Origin of the sequence: Pantoea cypripedii (genome assembly GCF_011395035.1) — a bacterium.
Lineage (GTDB): Bacteria > Pseudomonadota > Gammaproteobacteria > Enterobacterales > Enterobacteriaceae > Pantoea > Pantoea cypripedii_A.
The window spans coordinates 2,181,456-2,206,848 of record NZ_CP024768.1 but is presented as its reverse complement, the minus strand read 5'-3'; the positions used below and the strand labels follow the sequence as shown (position 1 = coordinate 2,206,848).

General features: G+C 54.2%; 20 protein-coding genes and 1 pseudogene. 11 read left to right on the top strand and 10 right to left on the bottom strand.

Annotated elements, in window-relative coordinates; genetic code table 11:
* Positions 1-13: 13 nt before the first annotated feature.
* Complete coding sequence (tpx, locus tag CUN67_RS10260; protein ID WP_208715177.1) at positions 14-514, bottom strand: thiol peroxidase; 501 nt, start codon at positions 512-514, stop codon at positions 14-16.
* 154 nt (positions 515-668) lie between these two features.
* Between tpx and ycjG the strand changes: the two genes are divergently transcribed.
* A complete protein-coding gene (gene ycjG / locus CUN67_RS10255) occupies positions 669-1,655 on the top strand; it encodes an L-Ala-D/L-Glu epimerase (RefSeq protein ID WP_208715172.1) in 987 nt (328 codons plus the stop codon).
* On the opposite strand, the gene mpaA is transcribed toward ycjG, so the two are convergent.
* A complete protein-coding gene (gene mpaA / locus CUN67_RS10250) occupies positions 1,624-2,337 on the bottom strand; it encodes a murein tripeptide amidase MpaA (protein WP_208715170.1) in 714 nt (237 codons plus the stop codon). The genes ycjG and mpaA overlap by 32 nt on opposite strands.
* Positions 2,338-2,514: 177 nt before the next feature.
* Between mpaA and CUN67_RS10245 the strand changes: the two genes are divergently transcribed.
* From CUN67_RS10245 to CUN67_RS10235, 3 genes are all read left to right on the top strand, one after another.
* Positions 2,515-4,134, top strand: coding sequence for a peptide ABC transporter substrate-binding protein (locus tag CUN67_RS10245; protein WP_208715168.1), 1,620 nt, complete (start codon positions 2,515-2,517; stop codon positions 4,132-4,134).
* 113 nt (positions 4,135-4,247) lie between these two features.
* Positions 4,248-5,231 (top strand): zinc transporter ZntB, encoded by a 984-nt coding sequence (gene zntB / locus CUN67_RS10240; RefSeq protein ID WP_208715166.1) that lies wholly within the window; start codon positions 4,248-4,250, stop codon positions 5,229-5,231.
* Between the two features lie 319 nt (positions 5,232-5,550).
* Positions 5,551-5,697, top strand: a complete 147-nt coding sequence (locus tag CUN67_RS10235) for a hypothetical protein (protein WP_208715165.1) — start codon at positions 5,551-5,553, stop codon at positions 5,695-5,697.
* 49 nt (positions 5,698-5,746) lie between these two features.
* Here the strand turns inward: CUN67_RS10235 and ttcA are convergent, their stop codons facing one another.
* The 4 genes and pseudogenes from ttcA to CUN67_RS10215 all read right to left on the bottom strand — a co-directional run bounded on the left by ttcA (position 5,747) and on the right by CUN67_RS10215 (position 9,460).
* A complete protein-coding gene (gene ttcA, locus CUN67_RS10230) occupies positions 5,747-6,682 on the bottom strand; it encodes a tRNA 2-thiocytidine(32) synthetase TtcA (protein ID WP_208715164.1) in 936 nt (311 codons plus the stop codon).
* Positions 6,683-6,740: 58 nt separating this feature from the next.
* Positions 6,741-6,950: pseudogene (locus CUN67_RS10225) on the bottom strand (tyrosine-type recombinase/integrase); the annotation flags it as partial.
* A 148-nt stretch (positions 6,951-7,098) separates the two neighbouring features.
* Entirely contained in the window at positions 7,099-7,635 is a 537-nt protein-coding gene (locus CUN67_RS10220; RefSeq protein WP_208715163.1) for a hypothetical protein, read from the bottom strand.
* Positions 7,636-8,230: 595 nt separating this feature from the next.
* A complete protein-coding gene (locus tag CUN67_RS10215) occupies positions 8,231-9,460 on the bottom strand; it encodes a DUF6056 family protein (RefSeq protein WP_208715162.1) in 1,230 nt (409 codons plus the stop codon).
* Positions 9,461-9,633: 173 nt separating this feature from the next.
* On the opposite strand from CUN67_RS10215, the gene CUN67_RS10210 reads away from it, so the two are divergent.
* Together CUN67_RS10210 and CUN67_RS10205 are read left to right on the top strand one after the other, a co-directional pair.
* Entirely contained in the window at positions 9,634-10,839 is a 1,206-nt protein-coding gene (locus tag CUN67_RS10210; protein ID WP_208715161.1) for an FAD-dependent oxidoreductase, read from the top strand.
* Between the two features lie 139 nt (positions 10,840-10,978).
* Positions 10,979-11,179, top strand: a complete 201-nt coding sequence (locus CUN67_RS10205) for a DUF2767 family protein (protein ID WP_084875001.1) — start codon at positions 10,979-10,981, stop codon at positions 11,177-11,179.
* A 36-nt stretch (positions 11,180-11,215) separates the two neighbouring features.
* Here the strand turns inward: CUN67_RS10205 and nifJ are convergent, their stop codons facing one another.
* Complete coding sequence (gene nifJ, locus CUN67_RS10200; RefSeq protein ID WP_208715160.1) at positions 11,216-14,746, bottom strand: pyruvate:ferredoxin (flavodoxin) oxidoreductase; 3,531 nt, start codon at positions 14,744-14,746, stop codon at positions 11,216-11,218.
* Positions 14,747-15,086: 340 nt separating this feature from the next.
* Here nifJ and CUN67_RS10195 point away from each other — a divergent pair, with 340 nt between their 5' ends.
* Complete coding sequence (locus CUN67_RS10195; protein WP_208715159.1) at positions 15,087-15,359, top strand: putative hemolysin; 273 nt, start codon at positions 15,087-15,089, stop codon at positions 15,357-15,359.
* Between the two features lie 15 nt (positions 15,360-15,374).
* Here CUN67_RS10195 and CUN67_RS10190 read toward each other — a convergent pair whose 3' ends face one another.
* Positions 15,375-16,367 (bottom strand): 2-hydroxyacid dehydrogenase, encoded by a 993-nt coding sequence (locus CUN67_RS10190; protein ID WP_208715158.1) that lies wholly within the window; start codon positions 16,365-16,367, stop codon positions 15,375-15,377.
* Between the two features lie 163 nt (positions 16,368-16,530).
* Here CUN67_RS10190 and CUN67_RS10185 point away from each other — a divergent pair, with 163 nt between their 5' ends.
* From CUN67_RS10185 to CUN67_RS10175, 3 genes are read left to right on the top strand one after another with little or no spacing between them, the layout of a single operon-like run.
* The gene (locus CUN67_RS10185; RefSeq protein ID WP_208715157.1) at positions 16,531-19,152 is read left to right on the top strand and encodes a YdbH family protein; all 2,622 of its coding nucleotides are present in this window, start codon (positions 16,531-16,533) and stop codon (positions 19,150-19,152) included.
* Complete coding sequence (locus tag CUN67_RS10180; RefSeq protein ID WP_013509194.1) at positions 19,149-19,337, top strand: YnbE family lipoprotein; 189 nt, start codon at positions 19,149-19,151, stop codon at positions 19,335-19,337. Before CUN67_RS10185 ends, CUN67_RS10180 begins: the two co-directional genes overlap by 4 nt.
* Positions 19,338-19,348: 11 nt before the next feature.
* Complete coding sequence (locus CUN67_RS10175; RefSeq protein WP_208715156.1) at positions 19,349-19,669, top strand: YdbL family protein; 321 nt, start codon at positions 19,349-19,351, stop codon at positions 19,667-19,669.
* 51 nt (positions 19,670-19,720) lie between these two features.
* On the opposite strand, the gene azoR is transcribed toward CUN67_RS10175, so the two are convergent.
* Positions 19,721-20,320 (bottom strand): FMN-dependent NADH-azoreductase, encoded by a 600-nt coding sequence (gene azoR / locus CUN67_RS10170; RefSeq protein WP_208715155.1) that lies wholly within the window; start codon positions 20,318-20,320, stop codon positions 19,721-19,723.
* Positions 20,321-20,562: 242 nt separating this feature from the next.
* On the opposite strand from azoR, the gene hrpA reads away from it, so the two are divergent.
* Complete coding sequence (hrpA, locus tag CUN67_RS10165) at positions 20,563-24,459, top strand: ATP-dependent RNA helicase HrpA (RefSeq protein ID WP_208715154.1); 3,897 nt, start codon at positions 20,563-20,565, stop codon at positions 24,457-24,459.
* A 68-nt stretch (positions 24,460-24,527) separates the two neighbouring features.
* Here hrpA and CUN67_RS10160 read toward each other — a convergent pair whose 3' ends face one another.
* Positions 24,528-25,334: a trypsin-like serine peptidase gene (locus CUN67_RS10160; RefSeq protein ID WP_208715153.1), complete on the bottom strand. Its 807-nt coding sequence runs from the start codon at positions 25,332-25,334 to the stop codon at positions 24,528-24,530.
* Between the last annotated feature and the right edge of the window lie 59 nt (positions 25,335-25,393).

The window sequence follows — 25,393 nt, the reverse complement described above, 5'->3', positions numbered from 1 at the left end:
CGCACCTGATTTCTTACAGCACAGCCAGCGCCGCATCGTAATTCGGCTCGCTGGTGATCTCGTTCACCAGTTCGCTATAAATCACTTTGTCGTTTTCGTCGATCACCACCACGGCACGCGCGGTGAGCCCCTTCAGCGCGCCTTCGGCAATCGCCACACCGTAATCTTCTTTGAACTCAGCACCACGCAGGGTAGACAGCGTGACCACGTTGTTCAGGCTTTCCGCACCGCAGAAACGCGACTGGGCAAACGGCAGGTCGGCAGAGATGCACAGCACCACGGTATTGTTTGCTTTACCCGCCAGTTCGTTGAACTTGCGCACAGAAGCGGCACAAACGCCGGTATCAATGCTCGGGAAAATGTTCAGGACTTTGCGTTTGCCTGCATACTGAGAAAGAGTCACGTCAGCGAGATCTTTAGCTACCAGAGAAAACGGTTTAGCCTGGGTGCCTGCCTGCGGGAACTGGCCTGCAACGGGTACCGGGTTGCCCTGGAAGTGAACATTCTGAGACATACGATTTCCTTTTAACGATGAAAATAGCTGACTTTTTAAAACGTCAGTACAGGTATAGCCGTTGTTTATGACATATTTTTTAAGGGTTTACGAGAGCAAATCGTAGCGATTACTGAGCCGCCTCGCATTTAAGTGACGGATTAAAGGAGAAATAATGAGAACAGTAAAGAGTTATCCGGAAGCCTGGCCGTTGCATTCACCGTTTGTTATTTCCCGTGGCAGCCGCACCGAAGCGCAGGTGGTGGTGGTGGAAATTGAGGAAGAGGGGATTCGTGGCGTGGGTGAGGCGACACCTTATGCACGTTATGGTGAAAGCGAGGCGTCGGTGCTGGCACAGATTGCCACCGTGCTGCCGCAGTTACAGGCCGGTATGACGCGTGCTGACTTACAACAGGCGCTACCACCAGGCGCAGCGCGCAATGCCGTTGATTGTGCATTATGGGATCTGGTGCGCCAGCAACAGCAGCTCAGCCTGGCGGAGCTTTGTGGCGTCAGCCTCGCCAGCCGCATCGTCACCGCGCATACCGTCAGTATCGACACGCCTGACGCCATGGCCAGCAGCGCACTGGCACTGTGGCAGCACGGTGCCCGGCTGCTAAAAATCAAGCTGGACAATAACTTTATCAGCGAACGATTAGTCGCCATTCGCAGTGCCGTGCCGGAAGCCACGTTGATTGTCGATGCCAACGAGGCCTGGCAGGTCGAGGGACTGGCGGCGCGCTGTCAGCTGCTGGCCGATCTGCAGGTGGCCATGCTGGAGCAACCATTACCCGCCGCTCAGGATGCGGCGCTGGCGAATTTTATCCACCCGTTGCCTGTCTGCGCCGATGAAAGTTGCCATACGCGCGAAAATCTTGCCGCGCTGAAAGGGCGCTATGAAATGGTCAATATCAAACTGGATAAAACCGGGGGTCTGACGGAGGCCCTGGCGCTGGCCGTCAGCGCGCGTCAGCAGGGATTCGGCATTATGCTGGGCTGTATGTTGTGCACTTCACGTGCCATCCGTGCGGCGCTGCCGCTTACGCCGCTGGCGCAGTTTGCCGATCTCGACGGTCCCACCTGGCTGGCTGCCGATGTGGAACCGTCGCTGCATTTTACGAATGGGGTACTTATCCCTGCGGCTGCCAGCGCAGCAAATTAATCAGGGTTTCCAGATAAACCTCGGTGGCTTCGTCCACCGAAATCGGCGGCATCTCAGCAGTGATGCACGGAAGGCCAATATCACTGCACCAGCTGCCAAAGGAGCCTGGGGTGGCGTACCCGACACTGCTGACCACCGGCAGTTGCGTTTGTTGCGACAGCCACTGCGCCAGCTCGCTATGATGCGGATCGTCAATGCAGGCCAGTGGCTCATGCCAGGTCACCACCCAGCGCGGCTTGATATGATGAATCAGCTGGCACAGCGCGCTGGTTTCTGGCTCTGATGAGGGACGTTCCCCGGTAGACAGCACCACGTCTCGCTGGTCAGCCACGCTGTTCCAGCGGTATACGGTGTCACCGCTTTGCCAGTTCGCCGCCGGAAAGTTACGGTTGAGATCGACACCATTGGCATTGGCGCGCAGGCCCAGCTGACAGCCATCGGGATTAACCGCCAGAATGACGTGATGACGACGCAGAGACTCCGGCAGCGTGCGCATGGCACCTGATAGCGTCGCTACCGCAGCATTTTCGTCACCGTGGGTGCCAGCGATAATCAGACCGCTCTCAGCATCAGCGGCTGGAGCAGGAAACCACAGCAGCGGCGCACCCAGCACCGATTGCCCATATTGTTGCCAGACAGCATCCAGTTTGCCGCGCAGCGGGCGCGGATGTAGTGACGACATAAGAAACTTCCTTAATAAGATGATGCAAATTGTGACCGGGGATCCAGCCTCAACATAACGGTAAACAGCGTGCCGGAAAATAGCTATTTATCAATCAGCAATTTGCGATAAAGTGCCGAAAGTCGCTGGCGGCGCAACTTTTTTGGCAGCCGCCTTTTTTTGGGTAAAGGAGTGGTGATGAAAATAACTTTTCGCAAGACGCTTGCTGCTTTAATGGTTATCGGTGCAATTTCACCGGTCTTCGCCGCCAATGTGCCACCCGGCGCGCAGCTGGCAACGACGCAGGAAATTGTGCGCCATATAAAAGATGAACCCGCCTCGCTCGACCCGATGAAAGCCGTCGGCCTGCCGGAAATCCAGGTAATGCGTGATTTGTTTGAAGGGCTGACTAACCAGGATGCACAAGGCCATATCGTGCCTGGCGTGGCGCAAAGCTGGAGCAGTAACGATAACAAGACCTGGATTTTTAACCTGCGCAAAGATGCCCGCTGGTCCAATGGCGATCCGGTTACCGCACAGGATTTTGTTTACAGCTGGCAACGGCTGGTTGATCCGAAAAACAGTTCGCCTTCAGCCTGGTTTGCCACGCTCAGCGGCATTGAGAATGCAGAAGCCATTACCAAAGGGCAGATGAGCGCCGACAAACTGGGCGTGAGTGCGCTGGATGGTAATCGTCTCAAGGTGACATTGTCACGCCCGGTGCCGTGGTTTCCCAGCATGGTAGCCAATGCGGCACTCTTCCCGGTACCAGAAAAAGTCATTGCCCAGGATGGCGAAGGCTGGACAGCCCCCGGTAAGCTGGTCGGTAATGGCGCTTATCAGCTCCAGGACCGTGTCGTGAATGAAAAAATTGTGCTGATCCGTAACCGCCATTATTGGGATGATGCGCATTCGGTACTGACTAAAGTCACCTTCATTCCGATTAATGAGGAATCCAGCGCTACCAAACGCTATCGTGCGGGTGATATCGATATCACCGAATCCTTCCCGAAAAACATGTATGCGCTGCTGAAAAAAGAGCTGCCGGGCCAGGTTTACACCCCGGACCAGCTTGGCACCTATTACTATGCGTTTAACACCGAAAAAGGCCCCACCGCCGATATCCGCGTTCGCAAGGCGCTGACGTGGACCATTGATCGCCGTATCATCGCCGAAAAAGTGCTGGGCACCGGCGAGAAGCCCGCGTGGCGTTTTACCCCGGATGTCACCGCAGGTTTTACGCCGCAGAAAAGTTTCATGCAGCAGCATAGCCAGCAGGAACTCAATGCGCAGGCTAAGTCGCTGCTGACGGCGGCCGGGTACGGGCCTGGCAAACCGCTGCATCTGACGTTGCTGTACAACACCTCAGAAAGCCATCAGAAGATCGCCATTGCCGTGGCATCGATGTGGAAAAAGAATCTGGGTGTGGATGTCACGCTGCAAAATCAGGAGTGGAAGACGTATATCGATAGCCGCAACAGCGGCAACTTTGATGTCATTCGTGCCTCCTGGGTGGGGGATTATAACGAACCCTCCACCTTCCTCAGCCTGTTGACCTCCAGCCACAGCGGCAATATCGCGCGTTTTCATAATGCCGATTACGATGCCGTGCTGACAAAAGCCAGTAACGAAACCAGCGCGCAGGCCCGTAATCAGGACTACAACCGTGCCGAGCAGATTCTGGCTGAACAGGCACCGATTGCGCCGATTTATCAGTACACCAACGGACGTCTGATTAAACCCTGGGTGAAAGGCTACCCGATCACCAACCCCGAAGACGTGGCCTACAGCCGCGAAATGTGGATTGAAAAACACTAATCTCCCTGGCGGCCGCTCTGGCCGCCTGTCATGTTTGCTCACAGCCTGAAGATTGCAACTCGTCGCCACCACGCTAGACTGTATCGTATTGATTTTGATGGAGAGGCGAGTTCGTGAACGTCATTGAAGGTAAAGCATTGAAGGTTTCAGATGCCATTGTGGCTTGTCAGCTCGACGGCAAAGGAGGGGTGATCGCGATTGATGAGACTGAGGTCATCAATTGTGAACGTCCCTGCTGGTTGCACCTGAATTACACCCAGGAGCAGAGCGCAGATTGGCTGCAAAAGACCCCACTCATCCCCGATGCGGTGCGTGATGCGCTGGCGGGCGATAGCATGCGACCGCGTGTGTCACGTCTCGGTGATGGTTTTATGATTGTGCTGCGTAGCGTCAACCACAACAGTGATTCACGACCGGATCAGCTGGTGGCGATGCGGGTTTTTATTAATGACAAACTGATTGTTTCGACGCGTCGTCGCAAAGTCTACGCCATCGATGAAGTGCTGACTGATCTGCAAAACGGTAATGGCCCGGTGGATGGGGGGAGCTGGCTGGTGGATGTCTGTGATGCTCTGACCGACCATGCCAGTGAATTTATTGAAGAGATGCATGACAAGATTATCGAGCTGGAAGATGCCCTGATGGATCAACAGGTTCCGGCCCGGGGTGAACTGGCGTTGCTGCGCAAGCAACTGATTGTGATGCGGCGCTATATGGCTCCGCAGCGCGATGTCTATGCGCGTCTGGCCAGTGAGAAACTGGCGTGGATGGACGACGACAACCGCCGTCGTATGCAGGATATTGCCGACCGTCTGGGACGCGGACTGGACGATCTGGATGCTGGAGTGGCACGAACGGCGGTGCTGACCGATGAAATCGCCGCCGTATTGGCGGAAGCCATGAACCGTCGTACTTACACCATGTCATTGCTGGCGATGATTTTCCTGCCGACCACCTTTTTAACCGGCCTGTTCGGTGTCAACCTGGGAGGTATCCCCGGTGGCAGCTGGCATATGGGCTTTGGTGTGTTCTGTCTGCTGCTGCTCATCATGGTGGTGGGGCTGGCGTGGTGGTTAAGACAACGCAAATGGTTATAAGCGGTACCGGGAATGTTAACAATGAGTTAGCGTAAGGTAACCCGCTGTAAATTAAGGACGCGAAGGTAAAAAAGCGGAAAAAAACTGATCGACGTCAATATCCGTATCAGGCAACAGGAGCAGAATCTCTCTCGCAGGTGAATGCAACGTCAAGCGATGGGCGTTGCGCTCCATATTGTCTTACTTCCTTTTTTGAATTACTGCATAGCACATTTGATTCGTACAACGCCGGCCTATCCGCCGGCTTTTTTTTGCCCGTTTGCCAGTGCCGCTTATCTTTACCTATGCTTATAAGACATTCAGCAACAAGGAGAAGGGCATGTCATTTATTCGCGCCACCGATCCCATCCCAACCGATCCACCACCGATTCCGGAACCGATTCCGCATCCGCAACCCATTCCTGAGCCTGATCCACCCTACGATCCTGAGTTTCCACCGATTATCGATCCACCACCGCATCGCTAATAAAAAAGGCGCGTAGCCGAAGCGACGCGCCTTTTTCTGTCGGGGCGAATTACTTTATCTGCAACACATCCAGACGGACGCTTAAATCGACAGCATCTTCTTCTTCCGGTTGCCAGCCAGCAGGTTGCACCGGCAGCGATTCACGATCGAATGCCAGATCGCCGCCATCAATCACCGCATCGCCATGCTGAATGCCTTTGAAGTCAAACAGGTTAATGTCTGCCATATGGGACGGCACGATGTTCTGCATCGCGCTGAACATGGTTTCAATGCGGCCCGGATAACGTTTATCCCAATCGCGCAGCATATCGGCCACCACCTGGCGTTGCAGGTTAGGCTGGGAGCCACACAGGTTACACGGGATAATCGGGTACTGACGTGCCTCAGCGAAGCGGATGATGTCTTTTTCGCGGCAGTAGGCCAGTGGGCGGATCACGATATGTTTGCCATCATCGCTCATCAGCTTGGGAGGCATCCCCTTCATCTTGCCGCCGTAGAACATATTCAGGAACAACGTTTGCAGAATATCGTCGCGATGGTGGCCAAGGGCAATTTTGGTACAACCCAGCTCTGTGGCAGTGCGATAGAGAATGCCGCGGCGCAGACGTGAGCACAGCGAACAGGTGGTTTTGCCTTCCGGAATCTTTTCTTTAACGATGGAGTAGGTATCTTCGTTAACAATCTTGTACTCAACGCCGAGGTTATCCAGATACGCAGGTAGCACGTGCTCCGGGAAGCCAGGCTGCTTCTGGTCAAGGTTCACCGCCACCAAAGAAAAGTTAACCGGTGCACTTTGTTGCAGATTGCGTAAGATTTCCAGCATGGTGAAGCTGTCTTTGCCGCCCGACAGACACACCATGATGCGATCGCCTTCTTCGATCATATTGAAATCGGCAATCGCTTCGCCCACGTTACGACGCAGACGCTTTTGTAATTTGTTCAGGTTGTACTGCTCTTTTTTTGTGACTTCTTGATTTTCTGACATTATTTACTGTCTCAGCCAGCGATTTTCAACAAAAAGGGCACCACAGGGGCACGGCCAGCTACAAAGCGAGTTTAGCGTTAAGCATGTTAACCTGCTCGTCGTTCAACTCTTCTATCCACGTAGCATAAATCTCATACACCCTCTGCGCGTTCTCGTGCCCCATCTGATTCGCAATAAACGACGGGTTTGCACCGGCTGACAGAAGCCAGCAGGCAAAAGTATGTCGCGTATGGTACGGATTACGGCGGCGAATTCCAGCACGTTTTACAATCGTTAAGAAGAACGGGAACCAGAGGCTCCCGTTTTTTATCGATAACCCAGGTATCCGGGTTAGGGCTTAAGGCGGTGATAAGTTCTTTTCATGACTAATTATTCCCCTGAGGTCCCCATATATCGGCCTGGACAAGTCATTTTGATCACAAGCTTATGATATGTTGTGGAGTCCGCCAGACTGGATATAGTTCAGGGAAGCCATCGATATGTAACGAAGTACCTGTGTCATGATAGCCCCACCGTCTAATCAGTGTCCTGGTACTATATCTTGTGCATTCTGCATAACAGGGCGCCTTTTCTTTATCGAGTATTGCATTCAGAGAATTGAATAAATCTTTGACAAGAGTCCCCCCTCGTGAAGAGCTTTGAATGGCGAGCAGGGCGATAACGTAATGTGGAGGGTCCTTTGGCTGGAGATTATCAAGTCCTTCTATCAACGTTACGGCTCGTACGTAATCACAACCACACACTTTATTTAGCTGGTCATAAATTCTGGCATTCTCTTCAGGTGTCATTTCCAACGCTTCAGGTCGAAAGTAAACCAGAACCCCTGAATTATTTTCAGTCAGGAGTATTCCCCCACGTTCCAGCGCGAGATTAACATAAATCCTGAAATATTCTTTCATAACATCAAATCTATTTTTTTCGCTCAGAAAATACAAATTTATAAATTGGATCATGAAAAAACTCTGCCGCCAGCAGATTGCATACTCTATCCATGTCCGATTTTTTAGCGTGCCTGCATCTCATTTCCATATCCTTTAATTGATTGCTGGGTGAATGAACTTGATTGGGATTTATAAAATCTTCTCTTTTTCAAAGAGGGAACTCATCAATGTAGTGTGTATTAATTAATACTATGAGTTATTTGTTAAGGTAAAAAAGATAAAGCATTTAAAATGATATGCCACCAGTGTCTTTATCTCGGGTGTGAATAATCAAAAGAATGATAAAGGCTATTTTATGAAATCAACTAACATAGCGTTTGTATAGAATACTATACCATGGTCCAGGCTGTTGAGAAGATGAAAATAGGCTGATGTGTTGATTTTACATCAGATGATTGAGAACTTGAAAATAATGAAAAATAAATGTTGCAGCAGATCACATAATCAAAAAATCGAGATAGTAAGTTTCAATACTATCCCGAAGGTCATTCACATGACGAAACATACAGTACGACTGCAGCGCTGAACGCCAGCGCATTTTGCAGTTATCCGGGTTATACGGCTACTGAAATTCTTCAGATAAAGTGCCTGCATTCTGCCACGATAATCACCGGATCAGCTTGTTCCGATTCATTGCACACGCCTGAAGAGCCAGGTACGCCGCCAGCGCCGACGCCATCATGCCCGACACCATCAGCACGCGCTGTCCTGAAGCATAGACGGTGGGTGACAGGCCGAGCATCACCGTTCCTGAATACGAGACGATATAGACTATCGCGCTGAGCCATGCTGTTTTCCTCTCCTGTTGCGCCCGGAACAAAAGCAGGGTGGTGGCGAGAGCGAAGAGGATAACCGTAGCGGCTCTGGCAATGGCGAAAGTACTGGTTATATTCTCTGAGGTGAACTTATAGATGGTGTCGAAACCTGATGCAGCGAAGACTCTGCGCTCAATCAGGGACAAGATGATGGTGGCAATAAGAAGTAACAGAGAAAATATTTGGGCTTTTTTATTATTACGGAGTGTCAGGGCTAAACATAAGTAAATAATGCCGACGGCGATTGGCTGAACAGTGAACATCTGGTCAAAGGCCAGGTTTAATCCCATAAGTACTTTATCAACAAAGTTGAGATTAACAAAATCAGGCATCCAGCGTCCAATCTCAAGATATAATCGACGTGTATTTCCCGGGCTAACGATGATGTACGCGAATACCAGCAGAGTGGCTGCCAGAGAGATGAGCGCCGCTTTTCTCACTGGCCCCCGATAGAGCACAGCGATAGTCGGCAATAGGAAGAGATTGATGACCACGATCTGTTCGCTGAACGACGAGAAGAAAAAAATTACCGCGGCAACGATCGCATTTCTGTAGAGATTCTGTTCTGTCGTGCATCGTTTAAGCAGAGCAAATCCCAGTATGGAAAGGGCAAATGGCCACAAATAGTTCACTGAGCCTGTCATCCACAAGATGCCCTCCTTGATAAACCCTTTTTTAATAGTGAAAAGTATGACCAGTACAAAGAAGAGGCTGGCTAAAATGGCGTCTTTTTTATTTTTTGCCACTATCCAGGAGAATGAACATACGGTTACAGCGAATAAGAAGGAATTTAAAAATGCCCAGGTTTGTTTGTGGTTTATTATTTTTAATAATGCGAATTCTATCGCTGTGCGGGAGGACCAGGATTGATAGCGTGTAAGAAGCCATTGGAAAATATCTGGGGTATGTGCTTCTTGCGAAAACACGACATCATCTGAATAGTGGGAAATTCCTTTTAGCTTTAAATAAGCAAATGCACCGAGGAAAATAATAAAAAAAAGAGATGTGAAAGTCCGTGTCATTGTTTTTCTACCTTGCGTACCTGATGAGTATTAGAACCTTGCTGACGTTATATTTTATCAGGTACGAGGCATGGGAAAAAGATGGGTATGATCAGGATAATCGCAGAATTATCACCTATACACAAATGATAATTATTATCATAAACTGATCGGGTGCTAACGAAGGAGTGGTTATGAAGCCCGAAGCGAATGACGTCCTGAGTACTGATTGCTGTATTGTTGGTGGTGGCCCGGCGGGGTTGATGCTGGGTTATCTGCTGGTGCGTGCGGGATTGCGCGTGGTGGTGATTGAGAAACACGCCGATTTCCTGCGCGATTTCCGTGGCGACACCATTCATCCTTCTACGCTTGAAATCATGCATCAGCTCGGTTTACTGGACGAACTTCTGCAATTGCCTCATCAGCGGGCAGAAAAATTGCAGGCCGAATTGGCCGGTGAGGAAGTGACCATGGCGGATTTCACGCGACTGCCCGTGCAATGCCGTTTTATCGCCTTTATGCCGCAATGGGACTTCCTCAACTTTCTGGCGCAAAAAAGCGCGCAGTTCGCCGGTTTCACGCTGCTGCAATCCACCACGTTCGACAGCTTTCTTTACCAGCACGACAGCGTCCGGGGAATTCGGGCGAGCACTGAACACGGCCCGGTGGAGATTCAGGCTCCGCTGGTGGTAGGAGCCGATGGTAGAAATTCAGCCGTACGCCTTGCCGCCGGGTTGACCAGCCGGGCATTTGGCGCATCAAAGGATGTGGTGTGGTTCAGGCTGGATAAACAGTCGGACGATCCAACCTGGGGAATGGGGCATAAGGGGCCACGGCAAAACTTTATTGTTATTGATCGCGGCACTTACTGGCAATGCGGCTACACCATTGCGAAAGGCCAGTTTGAGGAGTTGAAGGCGGCGGGACTGGATCAATTTAAACAGGCGATTGCCTCCGTAGCGCCCTTTAGTGTGGAACGGCTGTCCTCACTGGAGGAATGGCAGCAATTTAAACTACTCTCGATCCGCATTGACCGTCTCGACAGTTGGATGAAGCCTGGCGTGCTATGTATCGGTGATGCGGCGCACGCGATGTCACCCATCGGTGGCGTTGGCGTCAATCTGGCGATTCAGGATGCCGTCGCAACCGCCAATTATCTGACGGAACCGCTGCGCCAGGGGGGAGTCAGCCTGCGCGATTTGGCGAAGGTGCAAAAGCGCCGCCAGTTTCCGACCGTGGCGACACAATTTCTGCAAATTAAGATGAGCAGTAATAAACGTAAACCCGGCAGAAAAAGTCCCATGCCCACCCTTATCCGCCGTTTTCCCTTTCTGCGTTTTGTGTTTGGCCGCCTGATTGGGCTGGGATTCCGCATGGAGAAGCCACGCTTTTCTGGCTAATCCTTCCCCCAGGAACCGGATCAGCATTCTTTGCCCGAATTATTTGTGCATTTATTGATCTGCGCGAAGATTTTGCTTTGTCTGCACTGACAGGATGGAAGCATAAGTTACTTTAGTTTCTAAAGGTGAGGAGAGGCAGATGCAAACTTACGACATGGTATTTGAAGAGGCGTGCCGCCTGGTGGGGCAATGTTACCTGGAACTGGCGCAGCGTGGTGCGGCGACAGAAAAAGATGTATTGGCAACGGAGTTACAAAACCTGCAACTCCGTTATCGTGAATTAACCGGCTCGCCGAACCGGGCAGTGGAGATGGCGATCACCCAACTCAAGCCTTGTTGATAAGCTTGCAGCCCGGCCTTGTGTGCCGGGCTTTGTTTATGACTCGTTTTTCTCTGCTTTCCCTGCCAGTTCTGCCAGCCGCTGATAACGTTGCGTAGCAGCGTCGCTGGCATCACGCCACAATTGTGCCGCGGCTTCCGGTTCGCTGGTTTGCAGCTGCCGGAAGCGCTGCTCATTCATCAATGCCTGCTCCAGCTCAGACGTGGGCGGGCGTGAATCCAGCGACAGCGCAGTTTTGCCCTGTTCCGCCCGACGTGGATCGAAACGATAGAGCGGCCAGAATCCACTGGTGGTCAGCAGGCGCATTTGTTCATGACTATAGGCCAGATCGTAGCCGTGCTCCTCGCAGGGGCTGTAAGCGATGATCAGCGACGGTCCCGGCCAGGCTTCGGCTTCCTGAATGGCTTTCACGGTTTGATTGAGCTGAGCGCCGAGTGAAATCTGCGCCACGTAAACATGCCCGTATAACAATGTCGCCATACCGAGATCTTTACGCGCTTTACGTTTGCCCTGTTCACCAAATTTGGTGACGGCCCCCAACGGGGTCGCTTTAGACGCCTGACCACCGGTGTTGGAGTAGCATTGGGTATCCAGCACCAGCACATTGACGTTTTCACTCAGGCTCATCACATGATCCAGCCCGCCATAACCGATGTCATAGGCCCAGCCATCACCGCCAATCAGCCACACCGATTTATCCACCAGCGCATCAGCTGCGGTCATCAGGGCCTGCGCCTCCTGCTGCGTCGAGCTTTGTAACAGGGTACGCAGTTGCGCAATTTGCTCACGGCGCAACGATGGCGTGACATTGTCACCTTTGAGCGCGGCAACCAGATCGGCTGGCAAATGTCCGGCGCACTGATCCAGCAGACGCAACGCACGCTGACGTTGCTGATCAACGCTGAGTCGGAAGCCCAGACCAAACTCGGCGTTATCTTCAAACAGGGAATTGGCCCATGCCGGACCGCGTCCCTCAGCGTTGGTGGTATAAGGCGTAGAGGGCAGATTACCGCCATAAATGGAGGAACATCCGGTCGCATTCGCGATCAACAAACGATCGCCGTAAAGCTGCGTCAGCAACTTAATGTAAGGCGTTTCGCCGCAGCCGGAACAGGCACCGGAATATTCAAACAGCGGGGTAATCAACTGGGAAGTACGGATATCGATACGCTCCAGCTGCTCGGCGGTGATCTCCGGCAGGGCAAGAAACGCGTCGTAATTAATCTTCTCGGTTTCAACATGCTCCAGACGCGATTTCATGTTGATAGCTTTGATTTCCGGATGTTGACGGTCACTGGCCGGGCAGACTTCAACACACAAATTGCAGCCGGTGCAATCCTCGGGGGCGACCTGCAACACGTATTTTTGCCCGCGCATATCACGCGATTTGACATCCAGTGAGGCCAGCGTGGCGGGTGCACTCTCCAGCGCTTCCGGCGACACGACTTTGGCGCGAATCGCGGAGTGCGGGCAGGCAGCCACGCAGTGGTTGCATTGGGTACAGAGATTGGGCTGCCAGATCGGCACGGCTTCAGCAATGTTGCGCTTTTCCCACCGGGTGGTGCCGGTCGGCCAGCTGCCATCGGGGGGTAATGCGGACACCGGCAATTTGTCGCCCAGACCGGCCAGCATCGCTGCCGTCACGGTTTTGACAAAATCAGGTGCGTTATCAGCGACAACCGGTGGGCGATGCGGGCTGCGGGTATCGACGGGCTGCAATGGCACCGCCTCCAGCGCCTGTTGTGCCATTGCCAGCGCCTGCCAGTTGCGCTGCACCAGTTCCTCACCTTTGCTGCGATAGCTGCGGGCGATGGCGTTTTGCAGCTCGGTCAGGGCGCTGTCGCCTGGCAGGATTTGCGTCAGCTGAAAGAAGGCCATTTGCATTACGGTATTGATGCGTGCGCCAAGCTGGCATTCGCGCGCAATCCGCGCGGCGTTGATCACGTAAAAACGCGCCTGTTTGTCGTTAAGTTGCGTCTGTACTTCCTGCGGCAGGCGGGGCCACACCTCATCGGCAGCGTAGGGGGTATTTAACAGAAAAATGCCGCCAGGCTTGAGTTGGTCCAGCATCGAATATTTGTCGATGAACTGTAACTGGTGACAGCCGATAAAATCAGCCTGTTGAATCAGGTAGGCCGACTGTATCGGTTGCTGGCTGACACGCAAATGCGAAACCGTCAGCCCGCCCGCTTTTTTCGAGTCATAAACAAAATAGCCCTGCACCTGCCAGGGCGTGGCATTACCGATAATCTTCAGATTATTTTTGGTGGCACTGACGCTGCCATCGCTGCCGAGGCCGTAGAACAGGGCTTCGAGATGCGCGCGATTCGGCACAATATTGGTTTCCGGCGGCAGCGAGAGATGGGTGACATCGTCATAAATACCGACGGTAAATCGTGCCGGTGGCTTAGCGCGTTGCAACGCGCGGAACACGGCCAGCACCGCATCAGGCGCGAATTCTTTGGAGGATAAACCATAGCGCCCACCGCAGACCTGCGGCAACGTACTGCGCTCGCCATGGCTCCAGGCTTCTGCCAGCGCCGTCATCACATCCAGAAACAGAGGTTCGCCGAGCGCACCCGGCTCTTTAGTGCGATCCAGCACCGCCACGCGCTGGACGGATTCAGGCAGTACGGTTAACAAATGGCTGGCGGAGAACGGACGATAGAGGCGAACTTTGACCAGACCGACTTTTTCACCACGCTGCAATAACTCGTCAATGGCTTCTTCGGCGGTGCCGCAGCCGGACCCCATCATGATAATGACGCGCTCCGCCTGCGGATGGCCGTAAAACTCGAACGGCTGATAGCGTCGGCCAGTTTGTGCGGCAAAAGCCTCCATCGCAGCGATAACATGCCCGGTACAGGCGTCGTACCACAGGTTAGTGGCTTCGCGTGACTGGAAATACGTATCCGGATTTGCCGAGGTGCCGCGCACGGTCGGGTGATCCGGGGTGAGGGCGCGAGCGCGATGCTGCGCAATCGCCTCCGGCGGCATCAGCGCCAGCAACGTCTCGTCGCTGATCGGCACAATTTTATTGATCTCGTGCGAAGTGCGGAAACCATCAAAAAAATGGATAAACGGGATGCGGCTATTGAGTGATGCCATTTGGGCAATCAGGGCGAAATCCTGTGCTTCCTGCACGCTTGAGACACAAAGCTGTGCACACCCCGTCTGGCGCACCGCCATCACGTCTGAATGATCGCCAAAAATGGATAAGGCATGAGTGGCGACCGTGCGTGCCGCCACATGCAGCACAAACGGCATCAGTTGCCCGGCCAGTTTGTATAATGTCGGGATCATCAGCAGCAGGCCCTGCGATGAAGTAAACGAGGTGGAGAGTGCGCCGGTTTGCAGCGCACCGTGCACCGTGGCGATCGCACCTCCCTCGGATTGCATCTCCACCACGCGTGGGACGTCACCCCAGATATTGCGGCGACCTTCGCCCGACCAGCTATCCGCCAGTTCTGCCATGGTTGAGCTGGGAGTGATAGGGTAGATGGCGATAACTTCGCTGGTACGGAAGGCGACAGAAGCCACAGCACCGTTGCCGTCGACGGTAATCATAAATCGTCCTTTGCTAAGCTGAGAATGCCCGTAAAATTGCCGGGGTTAATCAATTGAGTCTAGCAAAGCCGCCTGGCGTTACTTTCTTATCTGTGTGGTGGATTTCATGCTGCGCACCGAAATCTAACTCTGCTTATTTTTACATCGTCTCAGGTGGGATGTTGCTGGTTTGAAATACGGTGAATTTTCGACGTTAACTGACAAAAAAGCGGCAATCAGGATAATTCTGGTTGCAAAGCCTGAAAGAAAATTTTGTAAAAAGTGATGTCGCCCCTCGACCCCTTGCTGCGCCTGACATATGCTGGTTCGAATTTTTCCCCATCCGCCCGGAGCCTGAACGATGAAAGCCGCTTCCTTCCTGCTGGCCGGTGCTGCATTGCTACTTTCTGCCTGCAGCAGCAATAGTGATAATGAACCGCCGCAACAGGCGACTGCTGCACATATACAACCGCAGGTCGTGATGTCATCGCTGGCGGAATCGAATTGCGCGAATGCCGGGGGAACACTGGCGTTTTCACGTCAGCTCGATGGTTCCCGTATCGGGATGTGCCAGCTGGCAAATGGCCGTCGCTGTGATGAGCAGGCATTGATGGGTGGGAGATGCGCCCGCTAACGCAGGCGCTCACTGTCAGGCTTTCACCTGGTTGGGACAGGCTTCTCCGCGTTCCAGTTGCCCCAGATTGTTCAGCGTGGTTTCGGAGATGGCGGTCAGGGCTTCCGCCGTCAGAAATGCCTGATGGCCGGTAAATAACACGTTGTGGCAGGCTGAGAGGCGACGAAACACGTCATCCTGAATCACATCGTTTGATTTATCTTCAAAGAACAGATCCCGCTCGTTTTCATACACGTCCATACCCAGCGCGCCAATTTTCTGCTGTTTCAACGCATCAATGGCGGCCTGAGAATCAATCAATCCGCCACGGCTGGTATTGATGATCATCACACCATCTTTCATCTGGCTAAAGGCGTGGGCATTCAGCAGATGATGGTTTTCTGGTGTTAATGGGCAGTGGAGGGTAATAACGTCGGACTCGGCAAATAAGGTTTTCAAATCGACATATTCTGCGCGAAGTTCCAGCGCCTGTGGGCTGGGATAAGGATCAAACGCCAGCAGACGCATACCAAACCCCTTCAGAATACGCATCGCGGCGACGCCAATTTTACCGGTGCCGACCACGCCCGCGGTTTTATTGTGCATATTGAAGCCGGTTAAGCCGTCGAGGGAGAAGTTAGCGTCACGCGTGCGTTGATAAGCGCGATGGATGCGACGGTTCAGCGTCATCATCAGCCCCACCGCATGTTCGGCTACCGCTTCTGGCGAATAGGCGGGGACGCGCACCACCTGTAAACCGAGCGCCGCAGCGGCGGCCAGATCGACGTTATTAAATCCGGCGCAGCGCAGCGCAATATATTTCACGCCCAACGCAGCCAGCTCTTCCAGCACCACTCTGCCACCGTCATCATTGACGAAAATACAGACGGCATCACAGCCGACGGCGTTTTTGGCGGTGGCTTCTGTCAGCAGAAAGTCAAAGAACTCCAGCTCAAAACCGTAGCTGGCGTTAACGTGTTCGAGGTATTTCTGGTCATACTGTTTGGTGCTGTAAACCGCAACTTTCATTGTTTCGCTCCTGAAAAATGGAATGCAGGTATGTTCACAGGATAACGGTTTCTGCGTGACTTTGCTGGTGAATACCCGAAGCAGGGTTTAAGCCTTCATTAACCCGGCATAACATGCCATCATCTTCGTCAGGATTGTGTTAAGAACAGGAAAGTGAGCTGCCATGACGCGGGGCCTTCGCCGATTACTTGCTGCGCTGCTGGCGCTGACATTGTTGTTATTGGGATTATTACTGACGGTGACGCAATGGTTACCGCGGCTGGCGGGTGTCTGGCTGCCGGAGAATACCTGCGTGGAATTGAACGGTGCGCCTGGCTGGCAACAGGGCGCGCTGCGTTTCCCGGAGGTGCGCTACCTCGCCGGGGATTGCGAACTGGCTAAAGTCAGCGATGCCCGGCTCGGCTGGCATCAGCAGCGCTGGCTGCTTTCCGCCCGCCAGCTACAACTCAACAGTGACTGCCTGCAAGCGTTGCCGCAAAGCAGCGCCAGTAACGACGCCCCGCGCACTCTGGCGCAGTGGCAGGCGATGTTGCCGGGGGCAGATATCCATCTCGATCAACTGGTACTTTTACCGTGGCAGCAATACGCCGGTCAGTTTGACCTGACGCTCGATAAAGACGCGCAGCGCTTACGTTACCAGGGCGATAACCTCAGTGTTAACGCGCGTTTGCAAGGTCAGCAACTGCAACTGACGCAGCTGCAATTAACCCACCCGTTACTGCCCAAACCGCTGGATTTGCATGGCACCCTGACATTGCCCACCTTTGCCGATGGTCTGCCGGTGGCTGGTGAACTTGGCGGAGATATCAGCCTGACGCAGTGGCCGGTGCCGCTCAGCCTGGCGCTTAACTGGCAACAGCAGCAGGGGAAGCTGACGGTGCGTCAGCAGGGGGACGAGCAACCGTTGCTGCAACTGCCGTGGCAGATCGACGATCAACAAATCCGTATTACCCAGGGACAATGGCGCTGGCCACAGCAGGGACAACCGCTGGCGGGTGGTCTGGCCCTGACGCTGACCCACTGGCAGCAGGGGCTGGAAAACACGCAGATCACCGGGCGCTTCAATTTGCTGACGCAGGGAAAGGGGGGCAAAGGCAACCTGGTGCTGAGCGTCGGACCGGGATCGCTCAGCCTGCAAAACAGCCATTTGCCGTTCCAGCTGACCGGCGAAAGCAAATTTTCTGAGCTGCAATTATACGGTGCCATTCCGGGCGTATTGCAGGGGATGCTGACCGATCCGCAGCTGGCGCTGAAGCCCGGTGCCTTGCTGCGCCTGCGTGGTCGTTTGCTTTCCACACTGCAAGTAGATGAGGCACGCTGGCCGCTGGCCGGGGTGACCTTGAGTACCGCGGGGATAAACGGGCGTTTGCAGGCGATTCTGCAGGCGCACGATCCCAGCTTTGGCCGCTTCAGGCTGCATCTCGATGGCCGTGCCACGCAATTCTGGCCCGATCGTGGCCGCTGGAACTGGCGTTATTGGGGCGATGGGGTGATGGCCCCCCTGAATGCCAAATGGGATGTGAAAGGCACCGGCAGCTGGCAGGATCAGCTCATTAGTCTCGATACGCTGGACACCGGTTTTGATCAACTGGCCTATGGCATGGTTGAGGTGAGCAAACCGCGTCTTACCCTCACGGCACCGGTACGCTGGCAGCGCGATGCACAACAACCCTCTTTTAACGGCGGTTTTGTTCTCAAATCGGGTCAGACCCGGTTTAGCTACGGTGGCTGGTTGCCGCCGTCGGAACTCGATTTTGCAGCAAAAGGCAGCGACCCGAGCCAGTTTATCTGGCGCGGGCAACTGAAGGCGGGCGATATCGGTCCGCTGCGGGTGCATGGGCGCTGGGATGGCGAACGGTTACGCGGCGAAGCCTGGTGGCCAAAACAATCGCTGGCGGTGTTTCAGCCTTTACTCAGCAGCGATCTGAAGATGCGCATTCAGTCAGGCGATCTTCAGGCGCAGGTGGCGTTTTCTGCCGCCAGCGATCAGGGGTTCGAGGCGGGTGGGCACTGGGTCGTAAAAAACGGCAGCGTGTGGATGCCAGATAGCGAAATCAATGGTATCGATTTCTCGCTGCCGTTCCGCCTGAAAGACCATCAATGGCAGCTTGGCCGACGCGGGCCGGTATCCCTGCGTATCGCGGAAGTGAAAAATCAGTTCGCTTTGCAGAATATCACCGCCGATTTGCAGGGCCATTATCCATGGCATGAGCGTCAACCGCTCACGCTTTCCAATGTTAATCTCGACTTGTTAGGCGGCCATGTCAGCCTGCCGGAGCTACGCCTGCCACAGCATGACCCGGCGCGTATTGCGCTGCGGGATATCGACCTGAGCCGCCTGATTACCGCCATTAAACCGAAACAGTTCGCCATGTCCGGCAAGGTCAATGGCGAACTTCCGTTGTGGGTGAATAATCCACGCTGGCTGGTGGAGAAAGGCTGGATCGCCAGCAGTGGTCCATTGACCTTCCGTATGGATAAGGACATGGCGGATGCCATCACCAGCAACAATTTTGCCGCCGGAGCGGCGATGGACTGGCTACGGTATATGGAGATCTCCCGTTCATGGGCCACGCTGGACCTGGATAACTTCGGCAATCTGACCATGCAATCGGAGGTGAAGGGTACCAGCCAGTTCAGCAATCGCCGACAATCGGTCAACCTTAACTACCGTCATCAGGAAAACCTGTTCCAGCTGTGGCGCAGCCTGCGTTTTGGCGATAATTTGCAATCCTGGGTGGAGCAAAATGCCACCCTGCCATCCAAAAAGGACCCCCAACCATGAGCCTGAGGGCATTACTGGTGCTGGCAGCCGGACTGCCGCTGATTGGCTGCGTGCCGCGTATCGAAGTGGCTGCGCCGAAAGAGCCGATCACCATCAATATGAATGTAAAAATCGAGCATGAAATTCACATCAAAGTGGATAAAGATGTGGAAGCCCTGCTGAAGAACCAGAGCGGTTTATTTTGAGGAGGGGCACGATGAAGCGTAAAGGGATCGTCCTGCTACTGGCGCTGTTACTGGTGCCTTCTGCCTGGGCGCTGACGCTCGACCAGGCCCGCCAGCAGGGGCGTGTTGGTGAAACGCTGAGTGGCTACATTGCGGCGCGCCAGCAGGACAGCGAGACGCTGGCGCTGGTAAAACGCATCAATGAGGGTCGGATTCAGCAATATCAGCGCGTGGCACAGCAGAATAATTTAACCACCGGTGAAGTGGCGCGTATCGCCGGAGAAAAACTGGTTAATCGTGCCGGTTCTGGCGAGTATGTGCAGGGAATTAACGGACAATGGCTGCAAAAATAGCCAAAAAAAAGCCGGGCGCTCAGGCCCGGCTAAAAGATGACACAGTTTTGCTTACGCAGCAGCAATCTCTTTGATCGCGTCTTTAGCATCGCTGGTTGCTTTGGTCGCGACTTCCGGACCGTAAGCAATACCTTCTGCGAACACGAAGTTCACGTCAGTGATGCCGATGAAACCGAGGAACAGCTTAACGTAAGGGGTCAGCAGGTCAGTCGGGGTATCTTTATGGATACCGCCACGGCTGGACAGGATCACCGCGCGTTTACCTTTCACCAGACCTTCCGGGCCAGCTTCGGTGTAACGGAAAGTCACGCCAGCACGGGCAATCAGGTCGAAGTAGTTTTTCAGCTGGGTCGGGATGTTGAAGTTGTACATCGGCGCAGCGATAACCACCACATCATGAGCCTGCAGCTCTGCAATCAGCGCATCTGACAGCGCCAGTGCTTCCTGCTGACGCGGAGACAGCGGAGCATCAGACGGACGCAGCGCGCCAACCAGCTCACCATCCAGAACCGGAATCGGGTCAGCGGCCAGGTCACGAACGGTAACGTCATCACCGTTGCTCTTTGCCTGCTCAACATAGAAATCAGCCAGTTGGCTGGACTGGGAGTAACCTGCAAGGATGCTTGATTTCAGAACTAATACTTTGCTCATGGTGTTTTCCTGTTTGTTACGCGGAAGGCTTACCGCTCAATGCGTTACACTCTACGAAGATTCAAGGCCGGGTAAAAGCGCAATATTTCGAGACCTATGTTCGAATTTATTGAATAAGGCAGCACGCACAGTCAGGGCGGCAGGGGCAAATTATGCTATGATGCCGCTCATTAATTGATTGAATCCGCCGGTATTTCCGGCCGGCAGTGCCGGAGCATTGCCACAACAGGTAACTCATCACTATGTCATCAACCGTTACTTCTCCTTTAGCCCCGTTCTGGACGCGACTCGAAAAACTGATGCTGCGCGACCGGCAGCGCCTACAGCGTCGACTGCATGGTGCCGCTAAAGTGAAGAATCCAGCTGCACAGCAGGGGATTGCCACTGAACTGGAAGCTGAATTCAGCCAGGCGGAGCAGCGCGTCGCCCAGCGTATGGCCGCGACGCCGCGCATCACTTTCCCGGAAAATCTGCCAGTCAGCCAGAAGCAGCAGGCGATTGCCGAAGCGATTCGCGATCATCAGGTGGTGATTGTGGCCGGTGAAACCGGTTCGGGTAAAACCACCCAGCTGCCGAAAATTTGCCTGACGCTGGGGCGCGGGGTGAAAGGGTTGATTGGTCATACCCAGCCGCGCCGTCTGGCTGCGCGTACTGTCGCCAACCGTATTGCCGACGAGCTGGAGACATCGCTCGGTGGCTGCATTGGTTACAAGGTTCGTTTTAATGACCAGGTCAGTGACACCACCCAGGTGAAGCTGATGACCGACGGTATCCTGCTGGCAGAGATTCAGCAGGACCGCCTGTTGTTGCAGTACGACACCATCATCATCGATGAAGCGCATGAACGCAGCCTGAACATCGATTTTCTGCTTGGCTATCTGCGCGAGTTGCTGCCGCGCCGCCCGGATTTAAAGGTGATCATCACTTCTGCCACCATCGATCCGCAGCGCTTTTCTCGCCACTTTAACAACGCGCCAGTGATTGAAGTTTCCGGCCGGACCTTCCCGGTGGAGGTGCGTTATCGTCCCATCGTTGAAGAAGCGGAAGACACCGATCGCGATCAGCTACAGGCCATTTTTGATGCGGTGGATGAACTGGGCCAGGAAAGCCGTAGCGATATCCTGATTTTTATGAGCGGTGAGCGTGAAATCCGCGATACCGCCGATGCGCTGATGAAGCGTGATTTGCCCCATACCGAAATTCTGCCGCTGTATGCACGGCTGTCGAATGCGGAACAGAACCGGGTGTTCCAGTCCCACAGCGGACGGCGCATCGTGTTGGCGACCAACGTGGCGGAAACCTCGCTCACCGTACCGGGTATCAAATACGTTATTGACCCCGGCACGGCGCGTATCAGCCGCTATAGCTACCGCACCAAAGTGCAGCGCCTGCCGATTGAGCCGATTTCCCAGGCTTCAGCTAACCAGCGTAAAGGTCGCTGCGGCCGTGTCTCGGAAGGGATCTGTATCCGCCTGTACTCAGAAGATGATTTTCTGAGCCGCCCGGAATTTACCGATCCGGAGATCCTGCGTACCAACCTGGCGTCGGTTATTTTACAAATGACCGCGCTCGGCCTCGGCGATATTGACGCCTTTCCGTTTGTTGAAGCACCGGATAAACGTAATATCCAGGACGGGGTCAGGTTGCTGGAGGAGCTGGGGGCGATCACCGTCAACGAAGACGGGCACTACAAACTGACCGCGTCCGGGCGTCAACTGGCGTTACTGCCGGTGGATCCGCGTCTGGCGCGCATGGTGCTGGAAGCGCAGAAATTTGGCTGTGTGCGCGAAGCGATGATCATCACCGCGGCGCTCTCGATTCAGGACCCGCGTGAACGTCCGGTGGAGAAACAGCAGGCATCAGACGAGAAACACCGGCGATTTGCGGATAAAGAGTCCGACTTCCTGGCGTTTGTTAATTTGTGGAATTACCTGCAAGAGCAGCAAAAAGCGCTGTCGGGCAATCAGTTCCGCCGTCAATGCAAAAGCGACTATCTCAACTATCTGCGCGTGCGTGAATGGCAGGATATTTATACCCAGCTGCGCCAGGTGGTGCGAGAGCAAGGGATGCCGGTCAACAGCGAACCGGCACCGTATCGCGAAGTTCACTGCGCCATACTCAGTGGCCTGCTTTCGCATATCGGCCAGAAAGATGCTGACAAACAGGAGTTTACGGGTGCCCGCAATGCCCGTTTCTCTATCTTCCCCGGTTCCGGGCTGTTTAAAAAGCCGCCGAAGTGGACCATGGTAGCGGAACTGGTGGAAACCAGCCGCCTGTGGGGACGTATCGCTGCCCGCATCGATCCGGAGTGGATCGAGCCGCTGGCGCAGCATCTGATCAAGCGCAGCTACAGCGAACCGCACTGGGAGAAAGCCCAGGGCGCGGTGATGGCGACCGAAAAGGTCACGCTGTATGGCTTGCCGATTGTGCAGGCGCGTAAGGTGAATTACAGCCAAATTGACGCGCCGCTCAGCCGTGAATTATTTATCCGCCATGCGCTGGTGGAAGGTGACTGGCAGACGCGCCACGCCTTTTTCCGCAACAACCAAAAGCTGCGCAGCGAAATTGAAGATCTGGAACATAAATCGCGTCGCCGCGATATCCTGGTCGATGATGAAACGCTGTTTGTCTTTTACGATCGGCGTATCGCCAGTGACGTCGTTTCTGCACGCCATTTCGACAACTGGTGGAAAAAAGCCAGCAAGGACAATCCTGATCTGCTCAGCTTTGATAAGCAGATGCTGATTAAAGATGGGGCGGAAAAGGTCAGCCAGCTGGATTACCCGAATTTCTGGCATCAGGGCAACCTGAAGCTGAAACTCAGTTACCAGTTTGAACCGGGTGCCGATGCCGATGGGGTCACGGTACATATCCCGCTGCCGTTGCTTAATCAGGTTGATGAAGCCGGGTTCGAGTGGCAGATCCCCGGCGTGCGGCGTGAACTGGTGATCGCGTTGATTAAATCGTTACCGAAACCGGTACGACGTAATCTGGTGCCCGCGCCGAACTATGCCGAAGCTTTCCTGGGACGCGTGGCCGCGCTGGAATTGCCGTTACTGGATGCGCTGGAACGCGAGTTCCGCCGTATGACGGGCGTCACCATTGATCGCGAAGCCTGGCAGTGGGATCAGGTGCCCGATCACCTGAAAATGACCTTCCGCGTGGTGGATGAACACAACCGCAAGCTGCAGGAAGGCAAAGACCTGCATCAGCTGAAGCTGTTGCTGAAAGGCAAAGTCCAGGAAACGCTGTCCAAAGTGGCGGATGACGGGCTGGAGCAGAGTGGTCTGCATATCTGGAGCTTTGGCGATTTACCGCAAAGCTATGAGCAGAAACGCGGGAGCTATCAGGTCAAAGCCTGGCCTGCGCTGGTGGATGAGAAAGATAGCGTCGCGATTCGCCTGTTCGACAGCGAACAGGAGCAACAAAAAATGATGTGGCGCGGCCAGCGCCGTTTATTGCTGCTGAACATCCCATCACCCATTAAGTATCTGCATGAGAAGCTGCCCAACAAGGCCAAGCTTGGTTTGTACTTTAACCCGTATGGCAAGGTGCTGGAGCTGATTGACGATTGCATCGCCTGTGGCGTGGATAAGCTGATGAGCGAAGCCGGTGGCCCGGCGTGGCAACAGGAAAACTTTGAACAGCTGCGCGACAAAGTGCGCGCCGAGCTGAACGAAACGGTGGTGACCATCGCGAAACAGGTGGAACAGATCCTGACCTGCGTTTTCAATATCAACAAACGCCTGAAAGGCCGGGTGGATATGTCACTGGCGCTGGCCCTGGCGGATATTAAGAATCAGATGAGCGGGCTGGTGTATCGTGGTTTTGTGACAGGTAACGGCTGGCAGCGGCTGGCAGATACCCTGCGTTATTTGCAGGGCATTGAGCGCCGTCTGGAGAAACTGCCGGTGGATCCGCACAGCGATCGCGCCCGCATGCTGAAAGTGCAGGCGGTGGAGCAGGCATGGCAAAGCTGGCGTAACAAGCTGCCGCCGCAACGTCAGGATGATGCTGAAGTGCTGGCAATTCGCTGGATGCTGGAAGAGTTGCGTATCAGCTACTTTGCCCAGCAGTTGGGGACGCCTTATCCGATTTCGGACAAACGCATTTTGCAGACCATGGAGCAGATGAATTAACAGCGCGTTGCCAGGTGCGGATGAATCCGCACCCTACAAATGTAGGGGCGGCATTTATGCCGACCCATTTACTGGGCCAGTGTTTCCAGGCTGTCGCGGAATGAAGTGACCGCAATGGCGCGGTTATCCGCACGGTAACGATCGGCAGGAGCAGGGGCGGAGCTTTGTACCGCAATTAATTGCCAGCCGTCGTCTTTCTTCAGCAGCAGCGGTGAACCACTGTCGCCAGGCAGGGTGTCGCATTGATGCGACAGCACCGCGCGTTGCGCCCAGCCGGTAATCAGACAATCGCTGTGCGAATACAGCGTATCCAGATGGTCTTCCGGGTAACCGGCCTGGGTGACTTTACGACCTGTGGCTTTCAGCGCGTCTGTCAGATCGCCACGCGAACCGTCAAACAACGGAATCGGCGTGATGGCTGATGGCGGGTTGTGCAGGATAATCAAACCATAATCAAATGGGGCGGCGTCAGGCGGGACAATCCATCCCTCACCATCGGCTTTCAGCTTGCGTGCCAGCGAGGGTTCCACACGCGCATCGATATCATGAATTTCATAGCGCCAGCCTTTGCTGCCCGCCATAAAACGCAGCGCCACCGGCTTATCGAACTTGCCAGGGGGAGTCAGTAAACAATGACCTGCGGTTAATGCCAGATGGGCAGAAATCAGCGTAGCCGTGCAAAGGTTGCCGCTTTCGGTCTCCAGTTGACCAATGGCATCCCAGGGCGCAGCGCTGACATCGGTGATGGCTTTGCGGTGATCCTTGCCAAAAAACAACGTTTTAATCTCGTCCGGGCTTGGCCCGTCTTCATCATCGGCATGTGCTGCGAGGTTAAAACTGAAAATACCAACAAATAACAGGATAGCCAGGCGCATAGTTCTCTCAATGGCGAGAATAAGTAGAGGTTTTGGTCATCACGCTTGAGCGATAACTA

What these genes read in the sequence shown, in the direction of transcription:
- CUN67_RS10220 (WP_208715163.1), bottom strand. Translation starts at nt 7,635, where the DNA reads ATGATCCAATTTATAAATTTGTATTTTCTGAGCGAAAAAAATAGATTT.
- CUN67_RS10245 (WP_208715168.1), top strand. Translation starts at nt 2,515, where the DNA reads ATGAAAATAACTTTTCGCAAGACGCTTGCTGCTTTAATGGTTATCGGT.
- CUN67_RS10160 (WP_208715153.1), bottom strand. Translation starts at nt 25,334, where the DNA reads ATGCGCCTGGCTATCCTGTTATTTGTTGGTATTTTCAGTTTTAACCTC.
- ttcA (WP_208715164.1), bottom strand. Translation starts at nt 6,682, where the DNA reads ATGTCAGAAAATCAAGAAGTCACAAAAAAAGAGCAGTACAACCTGAAC.
- tpx (WP_208715177.1), bottom strand. Translation starts at nt 514, where the DNA reads ATGTCTCAGAATGTTCACTTCCAGGGCAACCCGGTACCCGTTGCAGGC.
- nifJ (WP_208715160.1), bottom strand. Translation starts at nt 14,746, where the DNA reads ATGATTACCGTCGACGGCAACGGTGCTGTGGCTTCTGTCGCCTTCCGT.
- ycjG (WP_208715172.1), top strand. Translation starts at nt 669, where the DNA reads ATGAGAACAGTAAAGAGTTATCCGGAAGCCTGGCCGTTGCATTCACCG.
- CUN67_RS10195 (WP_208715159.1), top strand. Translation starts at nt 15,087, where the DNA reads ATGAAAGCCGCTTCCTTCCTGCTGGCCGGTGCTGCATTGCTACTTTCT.
- azoR (WP_208715155.1), bottom strand. Translation starts at nt 20,320, where the DNA reads ATGAGCAAAGTATTAGTTCTGAAATCAAGCATCCTTGCAGGTTACTCC.
- CUN67_RS10175 (WP_208715156.1), top strand. Translation starts at nt 19,349, where the DNA reads ATGAAGCGTAAAGGGATCGTCCTGCTACTGGCGCTGTTACTGGTGCCT.
- CUN67_RS10180 (WP_013509194.1), top strand. Translation starts at nt 19,149, where the DNA reads ATGAGCCTGAGGGCATTACTGGTGCTGGCAGCCGGACTGCCGCTGATT.
- CUN67_RS10210 (WP_208715161.1), top strand. Translation starts at nt 9,634, where the DNA reads ATGAAGCCCGAAGCGAATGACGTCCTGAGTACTGATTGCTGTATTGTT.
- hrpA (WP_208715154.1), top strand. Translation starts at nt 20,563, where the DNA reads ATGTCATCAACCGTTACTTCTCCTTTAGCCCCGTTCTGGACGCGACTC.
- CUN67_RS10205 (WP_084875001.1), top strand. Translation starts at nt 10,979, where the DNA reads ATGCAAACTTACGACATGGTATTTGAAGAGGCGTGCCGCCTGGTGGGG.
- CUN67_RS10185 (WP_208715157.1), top strand. Translation starts at nt 16,531, where the DNA reads ATGACGCGGGGCCTTCGCCGATTACTTGCTGCGCTGCTGGCGCTGACA.
- CUN67_RS10235 (WP_208715165.1), top strand. Translation starts at nt 5,551, where the DNA reads ATGTCATTTATTCGCGCCACCGATCCCATCCCAACCGATCCACCACCG.
- CUN67_RS10215 (WP_208715162.1), bottom strand. Translation starts at nt 9,460, where the DNA reads ATGACACGGACTTTCACATCTCTTTTTTTTATTATTTTCCTCGGTGCA.
- CUN67_RS10190 (WP_208715158.1), bottom strand. Translation starts at nt 16,367, where the DNA reads ATGAAAGTTGCGGTTTACAGCACCAAACAGTATGACCAGAAATACCTC.
- mpaA (WP_208715170.1), bottom strand. Translation starts at nt 2,337, where the DNA reads ATGTCGTCACTACATCCGCGCCCGCTGCGCGGCAAACTGGATGCTGTC.